This window comes from Paradesulfitobacterium aromaticivorans (assembly GCF_054657415.1).
The window spans coordinates 1-17202 of record NZ_BAAHYT010000007.1 but is presented as its reverse complement, the minus strand read 5'-3'; the positions used below and the strand labels follow the sequence as shown (position 1 = coordinate 17202).

The 17202-nt window shown below is 46.6% G+C and carries 21 protein-coding genes; all 21 read right to left on the bottom strand.

What is annotated here, in order from left to right; translation table 11 throughout:
* Positions 1-528: hypothetical protein (locus ACYQ2N_RS02255; protein WP_459997318.1), on the bottom strand; the 528-nt coding region annotated here is incomplete at its 3' end.
* Positions 529-536: 8 nt separating this feature from the next.
* Entirely contained in the window at positions 537-1037 is a 501-nt protein-coding gene (locus ACYQ2N_RS02250) for a hypothetical protein (protein WP_459997317.1), read from the bottom strand.
* A gap of 16 nt (positions 1038-1053) precedes the next feature.
* Positions 1054-2004 carry a phage tail family protein gene (locus ACYQ2N_RS02245; RefSeq protein WP_459997316.1) on the bottom strand — a complete coding sequence of 317 codons (951 nt, stop codon included), beginning with the start codon at positions 2002-2004 and terminating at the stop codon, positions 1054-1056.
* A gap of 11 nt (positions 2005-2015) precedes the next feature.
* Positions 2016-2636, bottom strand: coding sequence for a hypothetical protein (locus ACYQ2N_RS02240; protein ID WP_459997315.1), 621 nt, complete (start codon positions 2634-2636; stop codon positions 2016-2018).
* Complete coding sequence (locus ACYQ2N_RS02235; protein ID WP_459997314.1) at positions 2636-5896, bottom strand: phage tail tape measure protein; 3261 nt, start codon at positions 5894-5896, stop codon at positions 2636-2638. Before ACYQ2N_RS02235 ends, ACYQ2N_RS02240 begins: the two co-directional genes overlap by 1 nt.
* 189 nt (positions 5897-6085) lie before the next feature.
* Positions 6086-6382 carry a phage tail assembly chaperone G gene (gene gpG, locus ACYQ2N_RS02230; protein WP_459997313.1) on the bottom strand — a complete coding sequence of 99 codons (297 nt, stop codon included), beginning with the start codon at positions 6380-6382 and terminating at the stop codon, positions 6086-6088.
* An 87-nt stretch (positions 6383-6469) separates the two neighbouring features.
* Positions 6470-7354, bottom strand: a complete 885-nt coding sequence (locus tag ACYQ2N_RS02225; protein ID WP_459997312.1) for a major tail protein — start codon at positions 7352-7354, stop codon at positions 6470-6472.
* Positions 7355-7370: 16 nt separating this feature from the next.
* On the bottom strand, positions 7371-7691 hold the full coding sequence (locus ACYQ2N_RS02220; RefSeq protein WP_459997311.1) for a hypothetical protein: 321 nt from the start codon (positions 7689-7691) through the stop codon (positions 7371-7373).
* A complete protein-coding gene (locus ACYQ2N_RS02215) occupies positions 7688-8065 on the bottom strand; it encodes an HK97-gp10 family putative phage morphogenesis protein (protein WP_459997310.1) in 378 nt (125 codons plus the stop codon). The genes ACYQ2N_RS02220 and ACYQ2N_RS02215 overlap by 4 nt, the downstream gene beginning before the upstream one ends.
* Positions 8066-8074: 9 nt before the next feature.
* The gene (locus ACYQ2N_RS02210; protein ID WP_459997309.1) at positions 8075-8413 is read right to left on the bottom strand and encodes a head-tail adaptor protein; all 339 of its coding nucleotides are present in this window, start codon (positions 8411-8413) and stop codon (positions 8075-8077) included.
* A 12-nt stretch (positions 8414-8425) separates the two neighbouring features.
* Positions 8426-9031 (bottom strand): hypothetical protein, encoded by a 606-nt coding sequence (locus ACYQ2N_RS02205; RefSeq protein WP_459997308.1) that lies wholly within the window; start codon positions 9029-9031, stop codon positions 8426-8428.
* 16 nt (positions 9032-9047) lie between these two features.
* The gene (locus tag ACYQ2N_RS02200; protein WP_459997307.1) at positions 9048-9611 is read right to left on the bottom strand and encodes an Ig-like domain-containing domain; all 564 of its coding nucleotides are present in this window, start codon (positions 9609-9611) and stop codon (positions 9048-9050) included.
* 13 nt (positions 9612-9624) lie between these two features.
* Positions 9625-10902 carry a phage major capsid protein gene (locus ACYQ2N_RS02195; protein ID WP_459997306.1) on the bottom strand — a complete coding sequence of 426 codons (1278 nt, stop codon included), beginning with the start codon at positions 10900-10902 and terminating at the stop codon, positions 9625-9627.
* Between the two features lie 10 nt (positions 10903-10912).
* Positions 10913-11566, bottom strand: coding sequence for an HK97 family phage prohead protease (locus ACYQ2N_RS02190; protein ID WP_459997305.1), 654 nt, complete (start codon positions 11564-11566; stop codon positions 10913-10915).
* Positions 11553-12818, bottom strand: a complete 1266-nt coding sequence (locus ACYQ2N_RS02185) for a phage portal protein (RefSeq protein WP_459997304.1) — start codon at positions 12816-12818, stop codon at positions 11553-11555. The genes ACYQ2N_RS02190 and ACYQ2N_RS02185 overlap by 14 nt, the downstream gene beginning before the upstream one ends.
* Before the next feature lie 4 nt (positions 12819-12822).
* Positions 12823-14547 carry a terminase large subunit gene (locus tag ACYQ2N_RS02180; protein ID WP_459997303.1) on the bottom strand — a complete coding sequence of 575 codons (1725 nt, stop codon included), beginning with the start codon at positions 14545-14547 and terminating at the stop codon, positions 12823-12825.
* Positions 14544-14870: a hypothetical protein gene (locus tag ACYQ2N_RS02175; protein WP_459997302.1), complete on the bottom strand. Its 327-nt coding sequence runs from the start codon at positions 14868-14870 to the stop codon at positions 14544-14546. The genes ACYQ2N_RS02180 and ACYQ2N_RS02175 overlap by 4 nt, the downstream gene beginning before the upstream one ends.
* Positions 14871-14974: 104 nt before the next feature.
* Positions 14975-15307: a hypothetical protein gene (locus ACYQ2N_RS02170; RefSeq protein ID WP_459997301.1), complete on the bottom strand. Its 333-nt coding sequence runs from the start codon at positions 15305-15307 to the stop codon at positions 14975-14977.
* 356 nt (positions 15308-15663) lie between these two features.
* Positions 15664-15915 (bottom strand): phBC6A51 family helix-turn-helix protein, encoded by a 252-nt coding sequence (locus ACYQ2N_RS02165; protein WP_459997300.1) that lies wholly within the window; start codon positions 15913-15915, stop codon positions 15664-15666.
* A 7-nt stretch (positions 15916-15922) separates the two neighbouring features.
* Positions 15923-16573: a putative metallopeptidase gene (locus ACYQ2N_RS02160; RefSeq protein ID WP_459997299.1), complete on the bottom strand. Its 651-nt coding sequence runs from the start codon at positions 16571-16573 to the stop codon at positions 15923-15925.
* 53 nt (positions 16574-16626) lie between these two features.
* The gene (locus tag ACYQ2N_RS02155; protein ID WP_459997298.1) at positions 16627-17145 is read right to left on the bottom strand and encodes a hypothetical protein; all 519 of its coding nucleotides are present in this window, start codon (positions 17143-17145) and stop codon (positions 16627-16629) included.
* Positions 17146-17202: the final 57 nt, after the last annotated feature.

The window sequence follows — 17202 nt, the reverse complement described above, 5'->3', positions numbered from 1 at the left end:
CAAATGCGCAGCTTGGGCATCGGCTAGCGAATCGGTCGTATTCTTAAGTTTTCTCTTGTCCGTTATATTTGCAGCAACAACAGTTGTGGCATTCGCGGCAACACTGATCTGGGCTAGCAAAAAACCGTCTGTTGGGGTCGCTGGGGCAGCAGGACTAGCAGCAGGTGTCCCCGCTAAATAGCTTATAACGCCAGCGCTTGAAACATAGACAATATCAATTCTCGGATTCGTCGCGTCGGCTGCCGTTACTGCTAGTGCGGGAGTAGCATCTGGTGTATACCGTTGTCCTGTGGACATATGGACTGTACCCGTTACGACATTGACCGTCATATCCGGCGTGGTCTGTGCTGTTACCGTCAATCCAGAAATAACGCCGTACCCGGTTGCTTCTAAGAGCTGGGCATTTTTGCTTTTAGCTTCTATATCCAATTCGGCTGTTTTGTTCTCGTGGTTGTTGAGCCGCGCTGCCGATATCCCTGGTGCCGAACCTTCAACAAAAGTAGTTTTTAGGTAATCTCCTAAAGCCATATCCTCACCTACCCTCTGCTAATAGTATCGGTTCGCCGGATCGTCCAGCTTTCAGTATTGGCCTTCTGCCGGCTGTAAAGAATCCGGGCAATCATAATTCCGGTGTTCGCTGTCGCCGTTGCCCCCGCCCCTGCAAACCAACCGATTTCCTCGCACCTGAACGCGTTGGCCTCAGTGTCAGCGATGTAAAGTTCCGTGTAGAGCTTGCCGGGCGTTACGGGATCAGTGTTTCGGTTGGTAACGATTTTGCGGAATTGCTCAGCACCCAGCTGAATGTCGGTGTTAGCCGGGGCTGTCGCGTTATTCCCTAGGGCCACATATTTGATTTGGGCATCGGTGATGGCGCCCGAGAGCATATCTCTCATCATGTTCAGGCCGGCATCGGTGAGCAGGTTAGGCTTCAGAGGTATCACTTCTTTAATTTGTCCGTTCTCGCTGATTTCAAGTTCCCACTGGCCCAGCCAACCAAAAGGATTATCGGATATCCTGGCATCTGTTTGCCGTTGCATTTAATCATCTCCTCGTTTACGGATAGAGTGTGTCACTCGGGTAGAGCGTGTCAGATGGCAATAACAAAAGATGCGAACTTTCGCTCACATCTTCAGTCCAGAATTCCCAGTCATTTGTGCTGATGGGATCTGTCTTTACGGCTGTTTCAACCCAGCTGTAAATATCTTCTTTCGCGATGTACCTCTCAATCGGACCCTGATCATCTTGGTATGTCGTTTTTTCCAGCTTGGCAAGGCGAGCAGCCATGTCCTTTAAGATATTGCTCAGATCTCGTTCCGGGCTTTCCAGCTGCAGAGTAATGTCAACAGGTTTCATAGGCGCGCTATCATAGGATGCTTCTTTGATCTGCAGATCCGTGTCAAGGTTTAGATCGGGAAGTTGTACCCTTACTATTTCACCAGCCTTGAATACGCCTGTGAAAGGCTTAATACTGCCCGAAAGCACTGGCTGGCTGTACTTGTAAAGGTGTTTCAGACCGAGCTCTAGCGCTAGATCCCTGTCAGTCGTGTCCACGTTCAGGACATCCTCGAAAACACCATACTGCTGTTGGCTTATTGGTTCTTCCAGTAAGATCTTAATGGGGTACTCATAGTTGTAAGTAATTGTTCCGCTCCCTGTAGTACATAGATCTGGGACGAGGAGCTTTTCAGCGGTGTTCAAGAGAAAATCCTTCGTCCCAGGATTATCGATGTTCTGGATGCCTAGGGTTTTCGCGAGTCCGTCGATCGTCACAGTCACGGGAGCCCTGGGCGAATAAAACAGGGGTATTGGCACAGTGCCGCTCACTGTGATGTTTTGCGGATAAGGTTGGCTGATAGCCTTGCCGCCTTTCACCCAGAGCTTGTTGACAATTCCTTGAGCGTTTGGGACGATGTTCGCAGATCCTTTATGGTACATCCCATCTGTAATAACCGTCTTGTTAACTCTTGTTCCTTGGGGGTAAAAATGGAGCGCTAGTATACTCATTGATTCACCGCCTAACCCGGTAGTAAAGCTTCGGATGGGTAAAGGTTTTCAGACGGGAAAGGTACATTATACGGTATGATATCAACAATCTCCTGCCATCCTGCCGATAAAACCGAGGCATCAATCAACTCCGGTGTTGGCTCATCGATAAACCAATCATAACCTGCCAACTTTGCCAGCTGCTCAACTGCGTCAAAAAGAAACACGTCGAAGAACTTAATGGATATGATTTTATTGCAGGTCACAACGCTATCCAGGTTGTATTGTGGAGCATACTTTAAAAAAAGATCTTTCACGATATAACTGATCGCTTGACTTGTGTAGGTTTCAGTGACGATAATCCTCTGTGTCCTTGCCGCGTAGCTCATGCCAGAGATTTCAACGGTATTAAGTTGTCCTTTTTTACGCTTTACCGGGTTGAGAATCCATCCACGGAATACGCTATCATCCTGGATGATACGGACATCCGAGCCAAGGACGTACTTATCAAAAAGGCTTTTGTCGAAGGATGGCAAGGTTAGCGAAAATGACCCGGCCTTATCCGTCGTGCTACTCTTCGTTGAGCACTTATCATAAGCCCTGATTTCATTAATTGCTCCACCGGGGGGCGTGATAAAGATCTGAGTGGGCATTACCACCCACCCCCAGAGCCAAGACCAAATTCCCCTGCTATTTCCCTGCTAACGATTTTGGCAAATTCCTTCATGCCGTTGCTGCCGACGATGGTCCCGTGATTGTTAATGATTATAGTTCTACTACTGCTATTGTTCTGGTTATATTTAGCAGGGACAACTGCTTCTCCCTTATGCAAAAAGGCCAGCATATCAGCAGGCACGAAATTGGTGCCAGCGGCCAGCATTGGGATAGTTGGAATCTGAGGCATACCGATAGAATATCCGCCGAATGTCCCGACAAGTGGTATGTTGACCATTGGCACGTTTATCCGTATATTATTGATGTGCCTTATGAACTCGTTGATCGTCCCAATTATACTGTTGATGGAGCCCCTCATGGACTCCTTAATACCATTCCATGTTTCCTCGACGGATGTCCCTAAGCCTTTAAAAGCATTTATTGCTCCTGTTTTTATGTCTTCAACTTTCTTGGCGGTATCAGTTTTAATCTCTTCCCATTTTGTACCGAGATTCTTTCCGATTTCGTCCATCTTTGTTGCAGTATCTTCCTTCATAATCCGCCACTTAGACTTAATTTCTCCCGTGGTCCAGTCAACCTCTTTAACGTGGTCTTTCGCTTGCAACTTCGCCTGGTCAACGACTTTGGTGTTCATTTCGGTAGCCTTAGTGACTGATTCGTCTTTTTGCCTTCCTGCTTCAAGGATTAACTTGTTAGCCTGTTCCGTGGTGATGGAGCCCGTCTCGTCACGTTGCTTTATAATAGCCTTAACAGTTTGATCGTACTGATCGTTTGCAGCTTTTACCGCCTTATCTTTCTGTTCAATGCTATTTTTAGCGACTTCGGCTGCTTGTTCTGCAGTTAGGTTTCCGGCCTGCGCCTTCATCCGTTCGAGGATACTTTTAGATTCAAGTTCGGTATCACTCAACGCTTTAACCGCGTTGGTTTTCATAGTCGCCTGTATTTCATTGATTTTGGTTTGTTCCTCAGTGGTTAACGCTCTTTTGGCGGTGCTGGCAGTATCTAATATAAGCTTTATCGCCTTTTCGCCATCATCAACCGACTTCTTTTTGTCCTCATTATTTTTAGTCATTGCGGCCAACGCCGTTGCTTCTTCTACAGTTGTTAAAGTTGAGCTGATGGCAAAAAAGTCTTGCATGGTCTTAAATGACTCGCCGTAATGCTTATCCATCCCGGTCTTGATTTGCGTACCCATGTCGTCAAAGTTTTTGGTGATGGCATCCGCTGTTTCTTTTGTGACTGTTTTGCCACTAAAATTCAGTGACATAAGCGATTTTGTGGCCTTGTCATCAAGGTCCATATATGCCCCAACGGCTTTTTTGGTTGCGTCTGAAGTTTCTTTTCCGAATAACTGCACTGCGGGAATGGCGTCTGCGCTGAAATGTTTATAAAGAGCTATCCCGCCTGCCACTAGCCCCGCTATAGCCGCTACGGTAATACCGATTGGGCCTGTAATTATAGCTATAATTCCCCCAGCTGCCGCGATAGCTCCAGAGGCTGCAGCGAACGCCCCAGCTATCGCGCTCACCGCCGTAACCAGACTGCCAACTGCTACTAATACGGGTCCTATGGCTGCCGCAATTCCAGCAAATACAATTACCATTTGTCGTTGTTCTGGCGACATCGACTTAAGCGTTTCAGCAAGGCCTTTGAATACCCCAGATATTTTTTCTAAAACCGGGGCTAAGCTTTCTCCAATCTGTATTCCTGCATTTTTTAGTTCGTTAAAAGACTTTTTTAAGTTTTGCCCGGAGGTATTAGATACTTTGTTAAAAGCATCATCGACAAAGTTAGTCCCTGAGGCCATTTGTGACATTGAATCGCTAAATAGTTTCGCTCCTTGGTCAGAGGTGAGAGTCAGCACCGTATTTACAGCCTCGGTAGAACCAAATAGCTGAGCCATTGTCTCAATGTTGCCGCCAGTTTTTTGCTTGACCTCTTCGAGGAACTTTCCCCAGCCAACGGATTGTAAATGCGACGCATTGAACTGCAGCCCTAATTGCCCGGCTGCCTTTTCGGCAGCTGATGTTGGCTTAACTATGTTGCTGTAGGCCGCCTTTAAGCCGGTTACAGCTTCACTTGTTTTAATACCATTAGCGGTCAATGATGCCAGAGAACTGAATAGTTCGTTTGTCTGGACACCAAGAGCTGCGGCTGTCGGAACGACGTTCCCGATACTGGAGGCCATTTCGCCGAAGGTTGTTTTACCCAAGTTTTGAGCTACCATCATTTGGTTGGCTATATCAGTGGCCTTGCTTGCTTCAAGACCGTAAGAATTCAAGGTTGTCGTTAACCCATCGACGCTTGTTTTTGTATCCGTAAATCCACCTTTGGCAGCCTTGACGGCTGTGGTCATAAAGTCCGTTGAATCCGCAGTTTTCACTCCCGCAGAAATGGCGTCATACAATCCTTCTTGTATATCAGTTGCTGCTTGCCCAGTATCATCGCTTAACTTTAAAACTTTATCCCCAAGGTCTTCAATAGACATGGCGCCCTCATCGGCAACTGTTGACACCTTCGCCATGCCGTCTTCAAAAGCTGTGGCCATCGTTGCCGAGGCAGTTCCAAGAGCAGCAATAGGCGCTGTTATGGACATCGATAGAGTTCTCCCGGCTTTGGTAAATTCTTCGCCTACAGGTTTCAGTTTTTTCCTTACATCATCAAGGTGGTTACCAAGTTTAGTCCAGTTGCTGGATTGCAGATCTATCGCCTTGTTGGTCTTGGCAAGTTCTGCATCCATGTTGCTTAACGCACCCTTGGCGCTGTTTAGCTGAATAGAATAGCCTTGAACAGATGTATTATTCTTCCGCACGAGGCTTTCAGCGCTTTCATATTGCTTATTCAGCTTGCTATATTCAGCCTCAAGAGCCTTGGTAGCCTCTGCATTAGCCCCAACAGTTGCTTTGCTTTGCTCCCATGCCACTTTGGCGGATTCTACCTTACCTTTCAGATCAAGCATCTTCTGCGAGTTCGTAGCCAGAGCATCTTTAGACTTTTGTAATTGCTCCGTGTATTGCTGCACTATTTGCTTTTGGACATTGATCTTATCGCCAAGCGCAGTTGCGTTTGCCTTTAATCCATCAAGACCCTTTCCCCAATCTTTGACCCCCGCAATGCTTGATTTAAATTCACTGTCTATAACACCTAATTGTTGTTTTAAGTTTTTAACGCCCGACTGAAAGGACCCGTCCTCCATGGCGATCGCTACGGCTAGGGTCTTAATCTCTTCATCCGCCAAAGGTTATCACCTACCCTTAAAAAACTTGATCGATAGCAGTTTTCGGCTCTTTCTTATTGGCTCTGTAAACCATCAAATCAAGGTAATAAAAAAAATCCATCTCGTCGATAGATTCCAACGTCCATCCCTGATCAATTAACTGCAGGTAAATTTCTTTTATGAAATCAGATGGGGACATAACTTCATCGTTTACGCCCCCGTTTGTCCGTTTGGGAATTGTTCCAGCTTGCCTCCCATCGCCCCGACGACCGTATTTATGCAACCCATGACCGTCGGCATTAAATCGACTGCTGGGAGTCCATCGTAAACATCATCAATTGTAAATTTATTGTCAAACAATTCGACCACATAGGCGATCAAGCTGTCTAGGTCCGTAACCTTCATGTACTCTAAGTTGATATTTTCCACAATCTCAAATGCCCGGCGAACCATACGCCCCCTTGGGGCTGGCGCGACATACATTTTATCATTCAAGGTTATTTGCATAATTACCTCCTTCAATCCACAGTCACAGTCACAGTCACAGTCACAGTCAAAGAGAGGAGCCGGAGCCCCTCTCAATCAATTAAAATGTTACGCTGTTTGGAAATTCGTTATGTTCGTGGCCGCCAAGTGATTCCCAGCGACATCGGTTACATTGGTCGTGCAAACCGCGATATAGGCAGTTAGCGCCGTCAAATCAGCGGTCGGATTAAGAGTTACAATCTTGTTCGTACCATCGAGGGTCAATGCCCCTGCTACCAACGTCCCATCAGTTGCCTTCAGGAGGAAGAAATTGGCCGCGGTTACACCCACCGGGTCAATTGCCTCACTGAAGGTCCAGATCATGTTCGCGGATACCGCCACAGCCGTCACCCCATCAAGCGGTGAAGTGGTTACTGTCGGTGGAGTGGTATCGGCATCAGGAATGGTCACGGCGGTAAACCAAGTCGTGTCAATGTTGGCGGGGCAGTTCGGGTCGGTCGTGTCAACGTGGTATTCCCACATTCCGTTATATTTTGTCGGCTGGAATACGGCTGACAATTTAGGTACCTGGAATTCCTTCTTACCCTCTTGACCCTTCATGCTGTCATCCGGCAAGCCAAAGGCCCCTTTATAAAGCACACCGTAGCGATAGCCGCCTTTGCTCAGGTTTGCCTTGTACAGCACGGCTACATAGGGGGCGATATCCGTGTCCTTGGCATAAACTCCACCTGCTGTCGCGATGGTTTGCCCTAAGATCGTGGCCCGTTGTGCACTCGTGAGATCAGCCTGGGTGATATCGACATCAGCACTGTCAAAACTTGTAGCCTGGTCCCATAGTTTGTTTTCGGCGTATAGCTTTTCAGTATTCTGTTTCGGTTTGACACCGATTTCCTTTACGCCTTCATAATATGCCGGTGTGCCATACGTTAATCCGGTGCTGTCGTCTTTCGTTTGTACGGCAACGTATAATTTTTCTACGCCAACTATCGGCATGTGATCATCTCCCTTTCTAAGCTACATAAACAAAGCGCACGGCTTTGTGAAAAATCTGAGTGTCGGATTCATAGAGGTCTTGCGCCGATGAGCGAATAAACCCAGCAGATATCATGGTCGCCTCAACTTGATCTGCGAGCACCGAATAATCTCCCTTGCTCCAAACATCCACTTGCACATAAAAACCGGTTGCAATTTCCTTATTCTCGGCCCATTCCTCACCCTGCTCGTTATAGCAAAAAAACGTGATATAAGTGGTTGCCGTGCCGGAATATTTTTGGAAAGACACAGGAACTCCAAGAGGCGTGAGGGTAGTTATTATTAAGCTGTTGATCACGTCCCCAGCGCCTCCCTCAGTTTAGTTTTTATGATCTCAGTAACTTCCTGCTTATTTTTTTCTAGTGCAGGTTGCAGAAAGGGGTGGGCTGCAGCCCTGGATGTGCCAAATTCGACAAGATGAGCATGTGGAGCTTTGGCTCGGACTAAAATATATTTGCCGCCTCGCTTTCTGGCTTTCGGTTTACTCATGCTTAAACTTTCCCGGAGATTACCCGAACGATCAATAAACGCCGTTGTTTGCTCAGCATCCGTCAATACGGGTTTAGCCGCTGCCTGAAGTATCTCGTCTTGGATTTTTGCAGAGTTAGCACTCATCCGTTCAAGCTCATCGAGTAGATCGGCTACGCCACTTAGACTGATTTCAACTGACATCAGCATCACCTACCCCGTTACATAACGCTTGATTTCGATTTCAAGCTGTTGGTGCCGATTACTTACATCGTCTATGCCAACGATCTCAAACACAGCGCCATCTTCTACCCGGACTACTTGGCATGATGGGTCAATGCCAGGGATATACCACAACTTCACGCTTGCCGGCTCTAATGCATTGACCATGGCCGCCTGGTATGTTTCTCTTCCGAACTTATTCCGCCATTCGCAGGGGATATCCTCGTTCAGGATATCGGCCCATGTCTCAACGGGAAATCCATTTTCATTCGTCGTGACGGTTTTCTTTTTGATGCGAATGGCCGTGGACAATGCATTGAATTTCAGCATGATCTCACCCCGTTAAACGATTAGGTAAGCGTCAACCACAGTGCCAGCCAAGGCGCTGTTCAGATCCATCGTATTGCCCTCGATGGCAGCGGCGTCTACCGTCACAGTCGGTGCAGTAGCTTCTTTTACATTGTTCAGGTATGCGGCCAGGACAGTGTTATGAGCCAGCAAATAGGGTAGGCCGAGCTTTTCGCCGAACCCAATAGCCGTGGTTGCTCCGAGGCCATCATGCGCGGGAACAGTGATGGAGGTAATTGTTTTAAAGGCCTTGCTCCCGGTTACCGTCCCTGCGGTGTCCACGGTGAATGCCGGAAGTATTTCGGTTATGACTTCATCAGCGTAGTTGGTCCCGGTAACAGTCACCTGAATTGCGCCGATGTCTAAGGCGGTCCCCCCAGCTGTCGCAGTGAGGTTACGGGGTACGCTTGGATTTGTGATTCCTGTGGTAACTACCTGCTGCACTCCGGTATTTGTGATTGCAGCATGAATGCCCGTAGTGCTCGCCGCCGTTGCGTTAGCTGCAGCGACTTGAAAATGGGCGGGAAAGCTACGATCGCTTGATACTCCGGGAGCGTTGGTTTGGATTTTTTGTCCCATTTTAAAGTTATATGGATACATTATTTACACCTCCAATTTAAGCCGTGGTGAAACTCATCACAGTGTAAGCTAACACTGGACCAAAAGAAGACGTTGCAGCATCAACCACTATTGCATATTTTGTTGCCGGATCTAAGTTTACACTCGGTTTTAGCGTCAAGACTTTGCCAGTGATATCGAGAGCAGTCGTAATCGCCACCGGAATCTCTGTTTCATAAACAACCAGGCTTACTTTGTAACTGACAATCCTGAAGTTAAAGGTAAGCACCGGCTGCACATTCACTACCACTCCAACGGCCCCACCCGCAGGATTACTCGATACAGTCAATACTGAGCTCCCAATGGCCAGCTGGCTAAGCAAAGTATAGAAGACAGGGGAGAACTTAATCTCCCCCCCCTCTAAATTCCAAAGGTCAGTTACGCCCATAACGATCGCCCCGACGGCTAAGTCGTTCGCCATGGCCTCGCTGGATACTCCAGAACTGCTCATAAATGACTTTACCGCCAGAAGCTTTTGGGTTAAGACTCCATCGAGGCCAGTACTTGCAAGAGGGATATTTAATCCCTTTTTACACTCAACTAAGAGGTCGGCGTCAGTCATTTATACCAGCTCCCTACGCGCCTTTCTTAATAATTACGACCCCATTAGGATCAATAAGCTTGCCATCAGCGATTAAGATCGCCTTGTCGACCCATTCGTTAGTGTCATGATCAAGGTAACGATACATGGTCATCTGCATATTGCTGTTGAAGCCGTAGTTTCTGAGGTTGCAGTATACAGCGACGACATTCGCAACCGCCGCGTCATCGTAGGGGACAATAACATCATCCTCAACCAGAATGACTTCTTTACCGCCGAAACGCTCCTGGGCCCCTTCTGTGATCCCGTAATTCATCCGCCCGACCGGTTGACCGTTCGCATCCACCATGCCATCAATATAACCTTCGAACGTTCCGGATGCCATTAAGAATGTTGCTCCAGCTTTGTAAGAGAGAGGCATTTTGGCAAATACTTTCTTTTTCCAACCATCCCACGTGACAAAATCAGCGGAAGAGAGTGTAATTATCTGTGCTGCCGGAACCCTTGGGTCTACTGTTATCCCTAGACTTTTGCCATTTCCATCACCACTGATCACGGCTAAGTCAATTGCCTTGACCATTGCCTCAACGATAAGATCGGTTATTGTGCTTTCAAATCCGGTAAGCGTTACAGTGTCGGCAAGCAGCGAAGTCGAAACCTTGCATTCGAGGCCATAGTAAGAAAATGAAACATTTGTATTGGCCGTAGCCTTTTGCTTATCGGATGTTGCCGACTCACCGATCCATGTCGCAGTCGGCTTGAGGGAAAGAATAGGAATTGTCACGCCGCCCTTAACGTTAAGCTTACGGACTCGGCTAAATACTTGGCCATAGACAGTTACCTTCTTGATGACCTCGTTTAGGATTGTGCTCGGAATTACAGCTGACACATCAGTAGACGTGGTCATCGCGTTAGCACGCAGTTCCGGCCCCACTTCCCCCGTTTTGGCGAAAGCCATGAACGCCATTCGATATTCGAGAGTAGAGTACTTGTCTTCAGGCTCTGCACTTCTTGGAGTTGCGGGAGGTTGACCACCAGCAACTCCGTATACCCCGAGAACATTGAGCGCTCCCGCTGGAGTTGCGCCCCTTTGTGCTCCGGCAGGAGGAGTCGCCGGCGGTGTTCCCCCAGGAGCATCATCGGGCATTGCATCAATCATGCCGCGAAGTTCAGCGATTTCTCCATTGAGGGCATCCAGTTCGGAATTGATGCTCCGGAGCTCCGCAATGTCCTCAGTTGCATTGGCTTTTGTGCCAAGTTCGGCTTTCCTTGCTTCTTTTTTGGCAAGCAGGGCTAAAAGTTTCTTCTTCATCAATGTCACCTTAACCTTTCATTAATATTTGGGACTTGAGTTTCAGGGCTTCCCGCTCGTTCTTTTCGTTATCCAACGTTGACCGGGCATTATCCAATGCCTTTTTCGCATTCTCCAATGCGGATTGGTCACTACGAGCATTTATATCAGTGCCGGTATACGCGGGGTAATTCACGGCACTAACTTCACGTACCTTAGCTATCTTTTCGATGTGTCGCGTGGGCATATCAGTATCGAGGTCTTCCCATCTTTCTTCAGAGACATAAAAAATAAAGCTCATGCCTGTGATATCCTCACGCTTTACGGCTGAGTATAGGCTTTTTGCCTCTGCATTATTATCGATATCGAGGTTTGCCTTGATAAACAGCCCCTGATCATCCAAGTTCAGCTGCAACGTTGAATTGCTGTTGTTTCTGCGGCTCCGGGCTAATGGGATGTCCCAAAGTTCGTGGTTGGCAGTAAATAAAACGTCATCAAAGTTGCAGCCATCAAAAGCTCCGCGTTCGACGATCTCAAAAAACCAATCACCTATATTTGTTTTTTGATCGTAAACTGCCGCATGGCCTTCGATTACTCCACCATCACCAACTGCGCGTATGTCCGGTATTCCAAAGCTCCGGATAACCATATCGTCTTTTTTGGGTAAGTTCTTACTTTTGGCCATTGTTGGTTCCCTCCGTTCCACTCATTCCAGCTCGTTTCATTTGGTACTCGTTCGAAATGGCAACATCGATAAAGTTGAGGCTCATATTCCGGACATCTCCGCCTACATAAGGCGGATACCCAAACAGATCCAGCAGTTCATTGTTTGTTACGGCCCCCCGATTCCCCAGGATATCTGCCACAGCGATTTTATTCTTGGTGTTGGTAAACAGCAGTTTTTGCGGATAGAACACGATCTCATTCCCGAAATCAAGCTCTCGCTGGGTGAATATCGTCTTGGAAAATGCTTGGCCCAGGCTGATAATCAGCGGTTCCAGCGTTTTTTCATAGAACGCTTGGTACTGCTCGTCGGTGAAATCTCCACTAAGAATCGGAACCGAAACCCCGTACCAATTGAGCACTTTGCTCTGCAAAAATTCTAAGGTATCCTTGTCGATGAGTTTCGGGTCCACAGCAATCGGAGTGTATTCTCCTTTTAAGTCAAGTGGAAGAATGCTGGTATCACCTGACTTAATAGAGGTTTCAAACCTTGCGCGTTCTGCCTGCTGCTTTTCGTCATCAAGCATGGTGTTGATTTTCAGAATCCCGCGTATGGATAAGCTAGTTTTTATGGCTTTTTCCAATCCTTGAAGGACGGTGTCATTGATTGACAGCACCTTCAGCAAAGCTGTGTTGTCCGGCTGGCCATTGATACCGCCACCCATAATGTCGTTCATGGAAAACTTCTTCCTCAGGTGAATAAGGTCCGAATAGGCCAGAGTGAATGTGTCGCCATTCGCAAAGCGCATCTCGGCAAACAATTTTCCAGTCACATCCTGTAGGAAGGTGACCGTTGTCGGGTTCAATGGATAGAATCCGGTATAATTGATGAACTGGTTGCCATTTGCATCCGTCTTCGTCTCGTAAGTCGGATAGATGAAGGCGTTATAGTTCATCAACAGGAGCCAAATGATCTTTTCAATAAAATCCCGAGTAGTCATAAGCTCGTTTGGGGCAAACTTAAACAGCCGGTTAAGGCTGCTTTTTACATTGACCTGCATTCCGTCATTGTCTGATCGCCGAATATGCTTAGGCTGAAGCTTGCTGCACTCGGTTGCGATTACGTCGATGCACATCTGAACAACGTCCGAGGCGTAGACATTTTGACCGAACTGGCTAAAGATCGGGCTAAGTCCATCCAAAAGCTTTGCGTATTGCATCTGGCGCCTGGCATCTTTGGATACCAAACTCTTAATTGCGTCCCATATTGCCACTTCATCACCTCACCATCTGCAAGTACTCAGCCCGGTACCGCGTATATATGGCATACGCGATAATCAGAGTTACCGCGCCGTCAATGCGACGATTCTTTAAGTCGTTTATCTTAATCGGCATAATAAAGTTTCCGGTGCTGTCAAACTTGAACGCTGTGTTACCAAGACACCAGCGGTCAATCGGATTGTTATTATAAATGATCAGGCCACTGCGCAGGTCATCAGCGACAAGCTTCATCGGGCTGGACATCGTGTATTTGTCTTGGTTGACGCGCTCCATGTCGAAGCCCAGGTCTTCCATTTCCTTCACCCAGTACTTTGCAAGTGCATTGTCATACCCTACCTTAAATGGGCGGATGCCGAACTGCTTGAATAGATTGACAAACCATTTTGTGATTAACGAAAAGTCATTCTCATTTCCGGGACTGACTTCTATCAATCCCATGTTAACCCAATCCTGATAGTTCTTTTTGTCTTCAATGGTGCCTTTTTCGATCTTGCTTTGTGGGATGAAGTATTTCGTAATGATATACTTTTTCGGATTACCGGGCCGCATGATGAGCACTTTAGCGTTTGCCAGGTCCGTCGTTTCTGCCAAGTCAACCGCGCCGAGCCCGATGCAGCCACGGAACTGCTCCATGTCGTAGGTCTCTTCGTTGATATATTCGCTCTCCATGAGCCATGCAGCGGCCTGATTCTGCTTGATGTTAAAGTCCTTCGCCAGAACAAAGGCCCTTGTCTCTCGATTGGTCTTAGCCTCCTCAATCATCTGCCGGAGGAAACTCCATTTTTTGATTGTGCCGAGGCCGGGATTGCTTTTCACCCAGGTTTTTTCGTCCTGCCAAATTTCCTTTTCGCTGTCCTGAGTGTATAGCCAAATTAACCAACGCGGCCGTTCTAGTTCGCCGGCCAATACTTGCCGGGCCTCTTTCATGCGAGTATCAAGGTAGCCGTCATTCGTGAAGCCTTCAGTAGTAAGCTCAAAATAAAGAGGCTCGTCCTGAGTGGACAGAGCCTGGCGGATTGGCATTATTGAAGAGTTGTCTTTCATCTCGTGAACTTCATCAACGGAACCCACCCCGATGTTGCGGCCCTCCTTTGCGCCGGTCTTTGCAGATATCTTCCGGATAGAGCCTTTGTTCTTGTAGCTAAATTTACCTTTATGCGTAGGCTTTTTAGGATTTCCGAAGTAGATCCCTCGGATGTTCTTGCGAGTGACTCTCTCAAGGGACGAGCTTTCTTCGCGCATATTGTTGATGGCATCGAGCATTAAACCGGCTTGTTCATAATCGTTGCTTGAGCAGAGAATTTTGATCCCTTCCGGGCCGCAGAAGAACTCAGATAAGTCAATTGCACCAACTGTCGGAGTCTTGCCGTTCTTGCGGCCAACAACATAAAGGACATCTTGGTATAACCGAACCCAGCGACCAATCTCAGCATCGAATATTTTGAATGAGTATATCGACTCGATGAATGCTTTTTGAAACAGCTCAAGAATGAATGGCTTGCCGGCAAATGGCGCTTCGTAATGTTTGCATTTGGTCTCGATAAATTTAATTCGTTTGTGAGCGTCAGCCAATTCAAACTTAATATCTTGATTGTCAAACTGACTAAGTAGGATATCCAGCATCTGCATTAGTTCATGGCCAATGATAATTTCCCCGGACTTACATCTGGCAATATATTCAAGCAGCCATGAATGGGTACCATCTTGCAGTTCAGTAGTCATTCAAACTCATCCATTCCATCATCTGGATCAACGACATTCTTTGAAAGCACCCCGTTGAGGGTCTTGATAACCACGGCATAGCTATTAATGTTTTTCAGGTACTGCTTTGCAGTTTCGATCGGCTTCTGAACGTCCGGATGCTGGGGGTGAATTTTAACCATGCCAGTTTGAACAATTGTCTCTTTCAAGACAGAGTTTTCGGACATGAGAAAAGCGGCATCCTGTATCAATCCCTCAACAAGTCGCCGCTTGGATTCATCAACATCACGAAATATCTCGGTCAACTTTTCCAGTTCTTTTTGATAAACTTCGCTTTTCAACATGATTCGGAAAACCTCCAGCTAATTTCAAAATTTTCGGCGTGTATGTAAAAGACCTTCCCATCACGGTTCCCAAATTGTGTCTGATTTTCACACAATGGGGGGGCTTATGCGATGAACTGCTCAAACCACTTCTCTATATATCCCCGCCATTCATCCTGTCGGTATCGCCTTACCTCATCTGCCTCAAGCCGACGCAGGCATTCTTCCCGGCTGACGTCACAAAAGATAAGCTCAGCCCCCAGATCATCTGCCAGTCTCTCGCGCTTATACTTGTCAGCGTAGCCACCAATGATCCAAGCATTGGTCCATTTACCATACCTGGTCTTGATGTTATCAATCAGCAAGTTATGGATACCCCTGATATTGCTCAACAGATTGTCTGGCTTATCATAGCTCGGCAGCATAGATACCGCATGATACAATGCATCCATGTCCACTACCAAATCTCCTCGCCTCATGCGCTCTTGTACGAATGTCTTCTTACCTGATAGCGGAGCTCCAAAGACAATATAAACATTGTGCCCTGGCTGATACCCAAACCGATGGTGGATAGAGTTATGGCAATCATGGTGGACCACTAACACATTGTCCGGATTAAGAGAGACCAGCACGTCGTGAACGTTCTCAGGTGTCAACTCAATAATATGATGCAGTGTCAGGTCTTTTGCCTTGGCCACCAGTTGGCCGCAATGCTCGCACCGTAGACCGCGTTCTGTGATGATTGCCATCCGAAAGTTCAGCCATCTCTCACTGGCATAGAAAGTCTGGAGTATAGAATAACGAGCAATAACAATCACCACGCTTTCGTATCGGGATGAAGCTCTTTCATCTCAAAGAATAACTTGATAGCCTGAATGTTTCCGCGCTTGCATTGATTGATTAAAGCCTTCCACACCTCTGCAAGCTCACCATTTGTGTATTGATCAATCTGAGAATTTACATAGTCGACATACCTTTTATCTTTCATCCATTTCCACAGGGTTGAAAAGGCAATACCGACTTCTTCACATTTCTCTTGTTTAGTGCGCCTATCCTCAGGATTCAAAAGGAGTTCAGCCATTTTTATTTGTTTTGCGTGGGGCTTCCATTCCTTGCTTTTTCTTTCGTTTTTCTTTGGGCTTTTTGACACCATCACCACCCGCCAATATGTCAGCTACCTCCTGGTCGAATCCGTTCCAATCGATGCCGAATCTTTCTAGGATGTCCCTGAAATCTTCCACGTCATGATTCTCAATTCTAAGCCCTCTTTCCCCTATGCCGATATGCCTAAGCTCGTGCAGCATCAGGATCTTTCTCTGATTTTCTGTCAGATGATAAACATTAGGCTCGTAGAAGGTAACAACAAAATCGAAAGGAAGGTATGCGGTGAATGTTCCCCGTACCTTCCTGCAGTCTGCGGACACTATTTTTCCTTTATCGCGCTTGGCCTCATAGCTCCGAACGTAGCCGATTTTCACGTCGTAATCCCGGATGACAAACAACTCCGGCATTCTGTTAATTACTCGCTCTCCGAGTTCTTTCAAGTCCTCAGCGACTTCGCAATCGATTAGGTTAAGGTATTTTCGAAGCACCCGAATTAACTGTGTCTTTTCTTCAGTTCTTAGGTCGGTGTAAAGCTTGGTGATCGCTTTTAGTGCTTCGCATGGATCATCAGTGGCATCACAATCTTTGCCACACCGCGCGCAGATTAGATTATTGTCCAAGGTCTCACCCGCTTTAACAACTATTCCAAAAAGAAAAGAGCCCCGAAGGCTCTTTATACTTTCTTCCTCTGTTCATTTATTCTTAGTTTCAAGCTTTCGAATAAACTTGCTAATTCCTTTAATCTATCAAACTCATCTTGACTTAACTTCTTTATATCCTTGTGTTTATCAAGTAAGGTAAACAAGTCATAGATTTCAAGAACATCTCTTATTAGCTTATGGTCATACTTAAGCAATTCATACTTTATTTCTTCATACTCTTTAAAATATAAACTGACGCTAAATTCATGTTCGAATGGCTTAATCTCAGTCTTTAATTTTTCCCAACACCAGCCGTTCCCAAAGTAATTCAGAATCTCCATATTCTTATTTATTCCATACCATAGAAATCTTAATATTACACTTATTGTTACTATTTCTCTTTCTTTCTTGTCCTGTTCTCTTATAATCCTTTCCTCTTGTATCTGGCGTAATGCTGCCTTATTTGCAGCCCTTCCACCAATTAATGCTCCAATTATACCAGAAGCAGCAGTTATTATCGTAGTTATTATATTTGTTGTCCCTGTATCCATAAAATATTATCCTCCTTTTATCGGTTAAACTTCGACAGAAAGGAAGGATATTCCTGC

Coding starts and splice junctions, on each gene's coding strand:
- ACYQ2N_RS02250 (WP_459997317.1), bottom strand. CDS start 1,037: ATGCAACGGCAAACAGATGCCAGGATATCCGATAATCCTTTTGGTTGG.
- ACYQ2N_RS02245 (WP_459997316.1), bottom strand. CDS start 2,004: ATGAGTATACTAGCGCTCCATTTTTACCCCCAAGGAACAAGAGTTAAC.
- ACYQ2N_RS02240 (WP_459997315.1), bottom strand. CDS start 2,636: ATGCCCACTCAGATCTTTATCACGCCCCCCGGTGGAGCAATTAATGAA.
- gpG (WP_459997313.1), bottom strand. CDS start 6,382: ATGCAAATAACCTTGAATGATAAAATGTATGTCGCGCCAGCCCCAAGG.
- ACYQ2N_RS02225 (WP_459997312.1), bottom strand. CDS start 7,354: ATGCCGATAGTTGGCGTAGAAAAATTATACGTTGCCGTACAAACGAAA.
- ACYQ2N_RS02215 (WP_459997310.1), bottom strand. CDS start 8,065: ATGTCAGTTGAAATCAGTCTAAGTGGCGTAGCCGATCTACTCGATGAG.
- ACYQ2N_RS02210 (WP_459997309.1), bottom strand. CDS start 8,413: ATGCTGAAATTCAATGCATTGTCCACGGCCATTCGCATCAAAAAGAAA.
- ACYQ2N_RS02205 (WP_459997308.1), bottom strand. CDS start 9,031: ATGTATCCATATAACTTTAAAATGGGACAAAAAATCCAAACCAACGCT.
- ACYQ2N_RS02200 (WP_459997307.1), bottom strand. CDS start 9,611: ATGACTGACGCCGACCTCTTAGTTGAGTGTAAAAAGGGATTAAATATC.
- ACYQ2N_RS02195 (WP_459997306.1), bottom strand. CDS start 10,902: ATGAAGAAGAAACTTTTAGCCCTGCTTGCCAAAAAAGAAGCAAGGAAA.
- ACYQ2N_RS02190 (WP_459997305.1), bottom strand. CDS start 11,566: ATGGCCAAAAGTAAGAACTTACCCAAAAAAGACGATATGGTTATCCGG.
- ACYQ2N_RS02180 (WP_459997303.1), bottom strand. CDS start 14,547: ATGACTACTGAACTGCAAGATGGTACCCATTCATGGCTGCTTGAATAT.
- ACYQ2N_RS02175 (WP_459997302.1), bottom strand. CDS start 14,870: ATGTTGAAAAGCGAAGTTTATCAAAAAGAACTGGAAAAGTTGACCGAG.
- ACYQ2N_RS02155 (WP_459997298.1), bottom strand. CDS start 17,145: ATGGATACAGGGACAACAAATATAATAACTACGATAATAACTGCTGCT.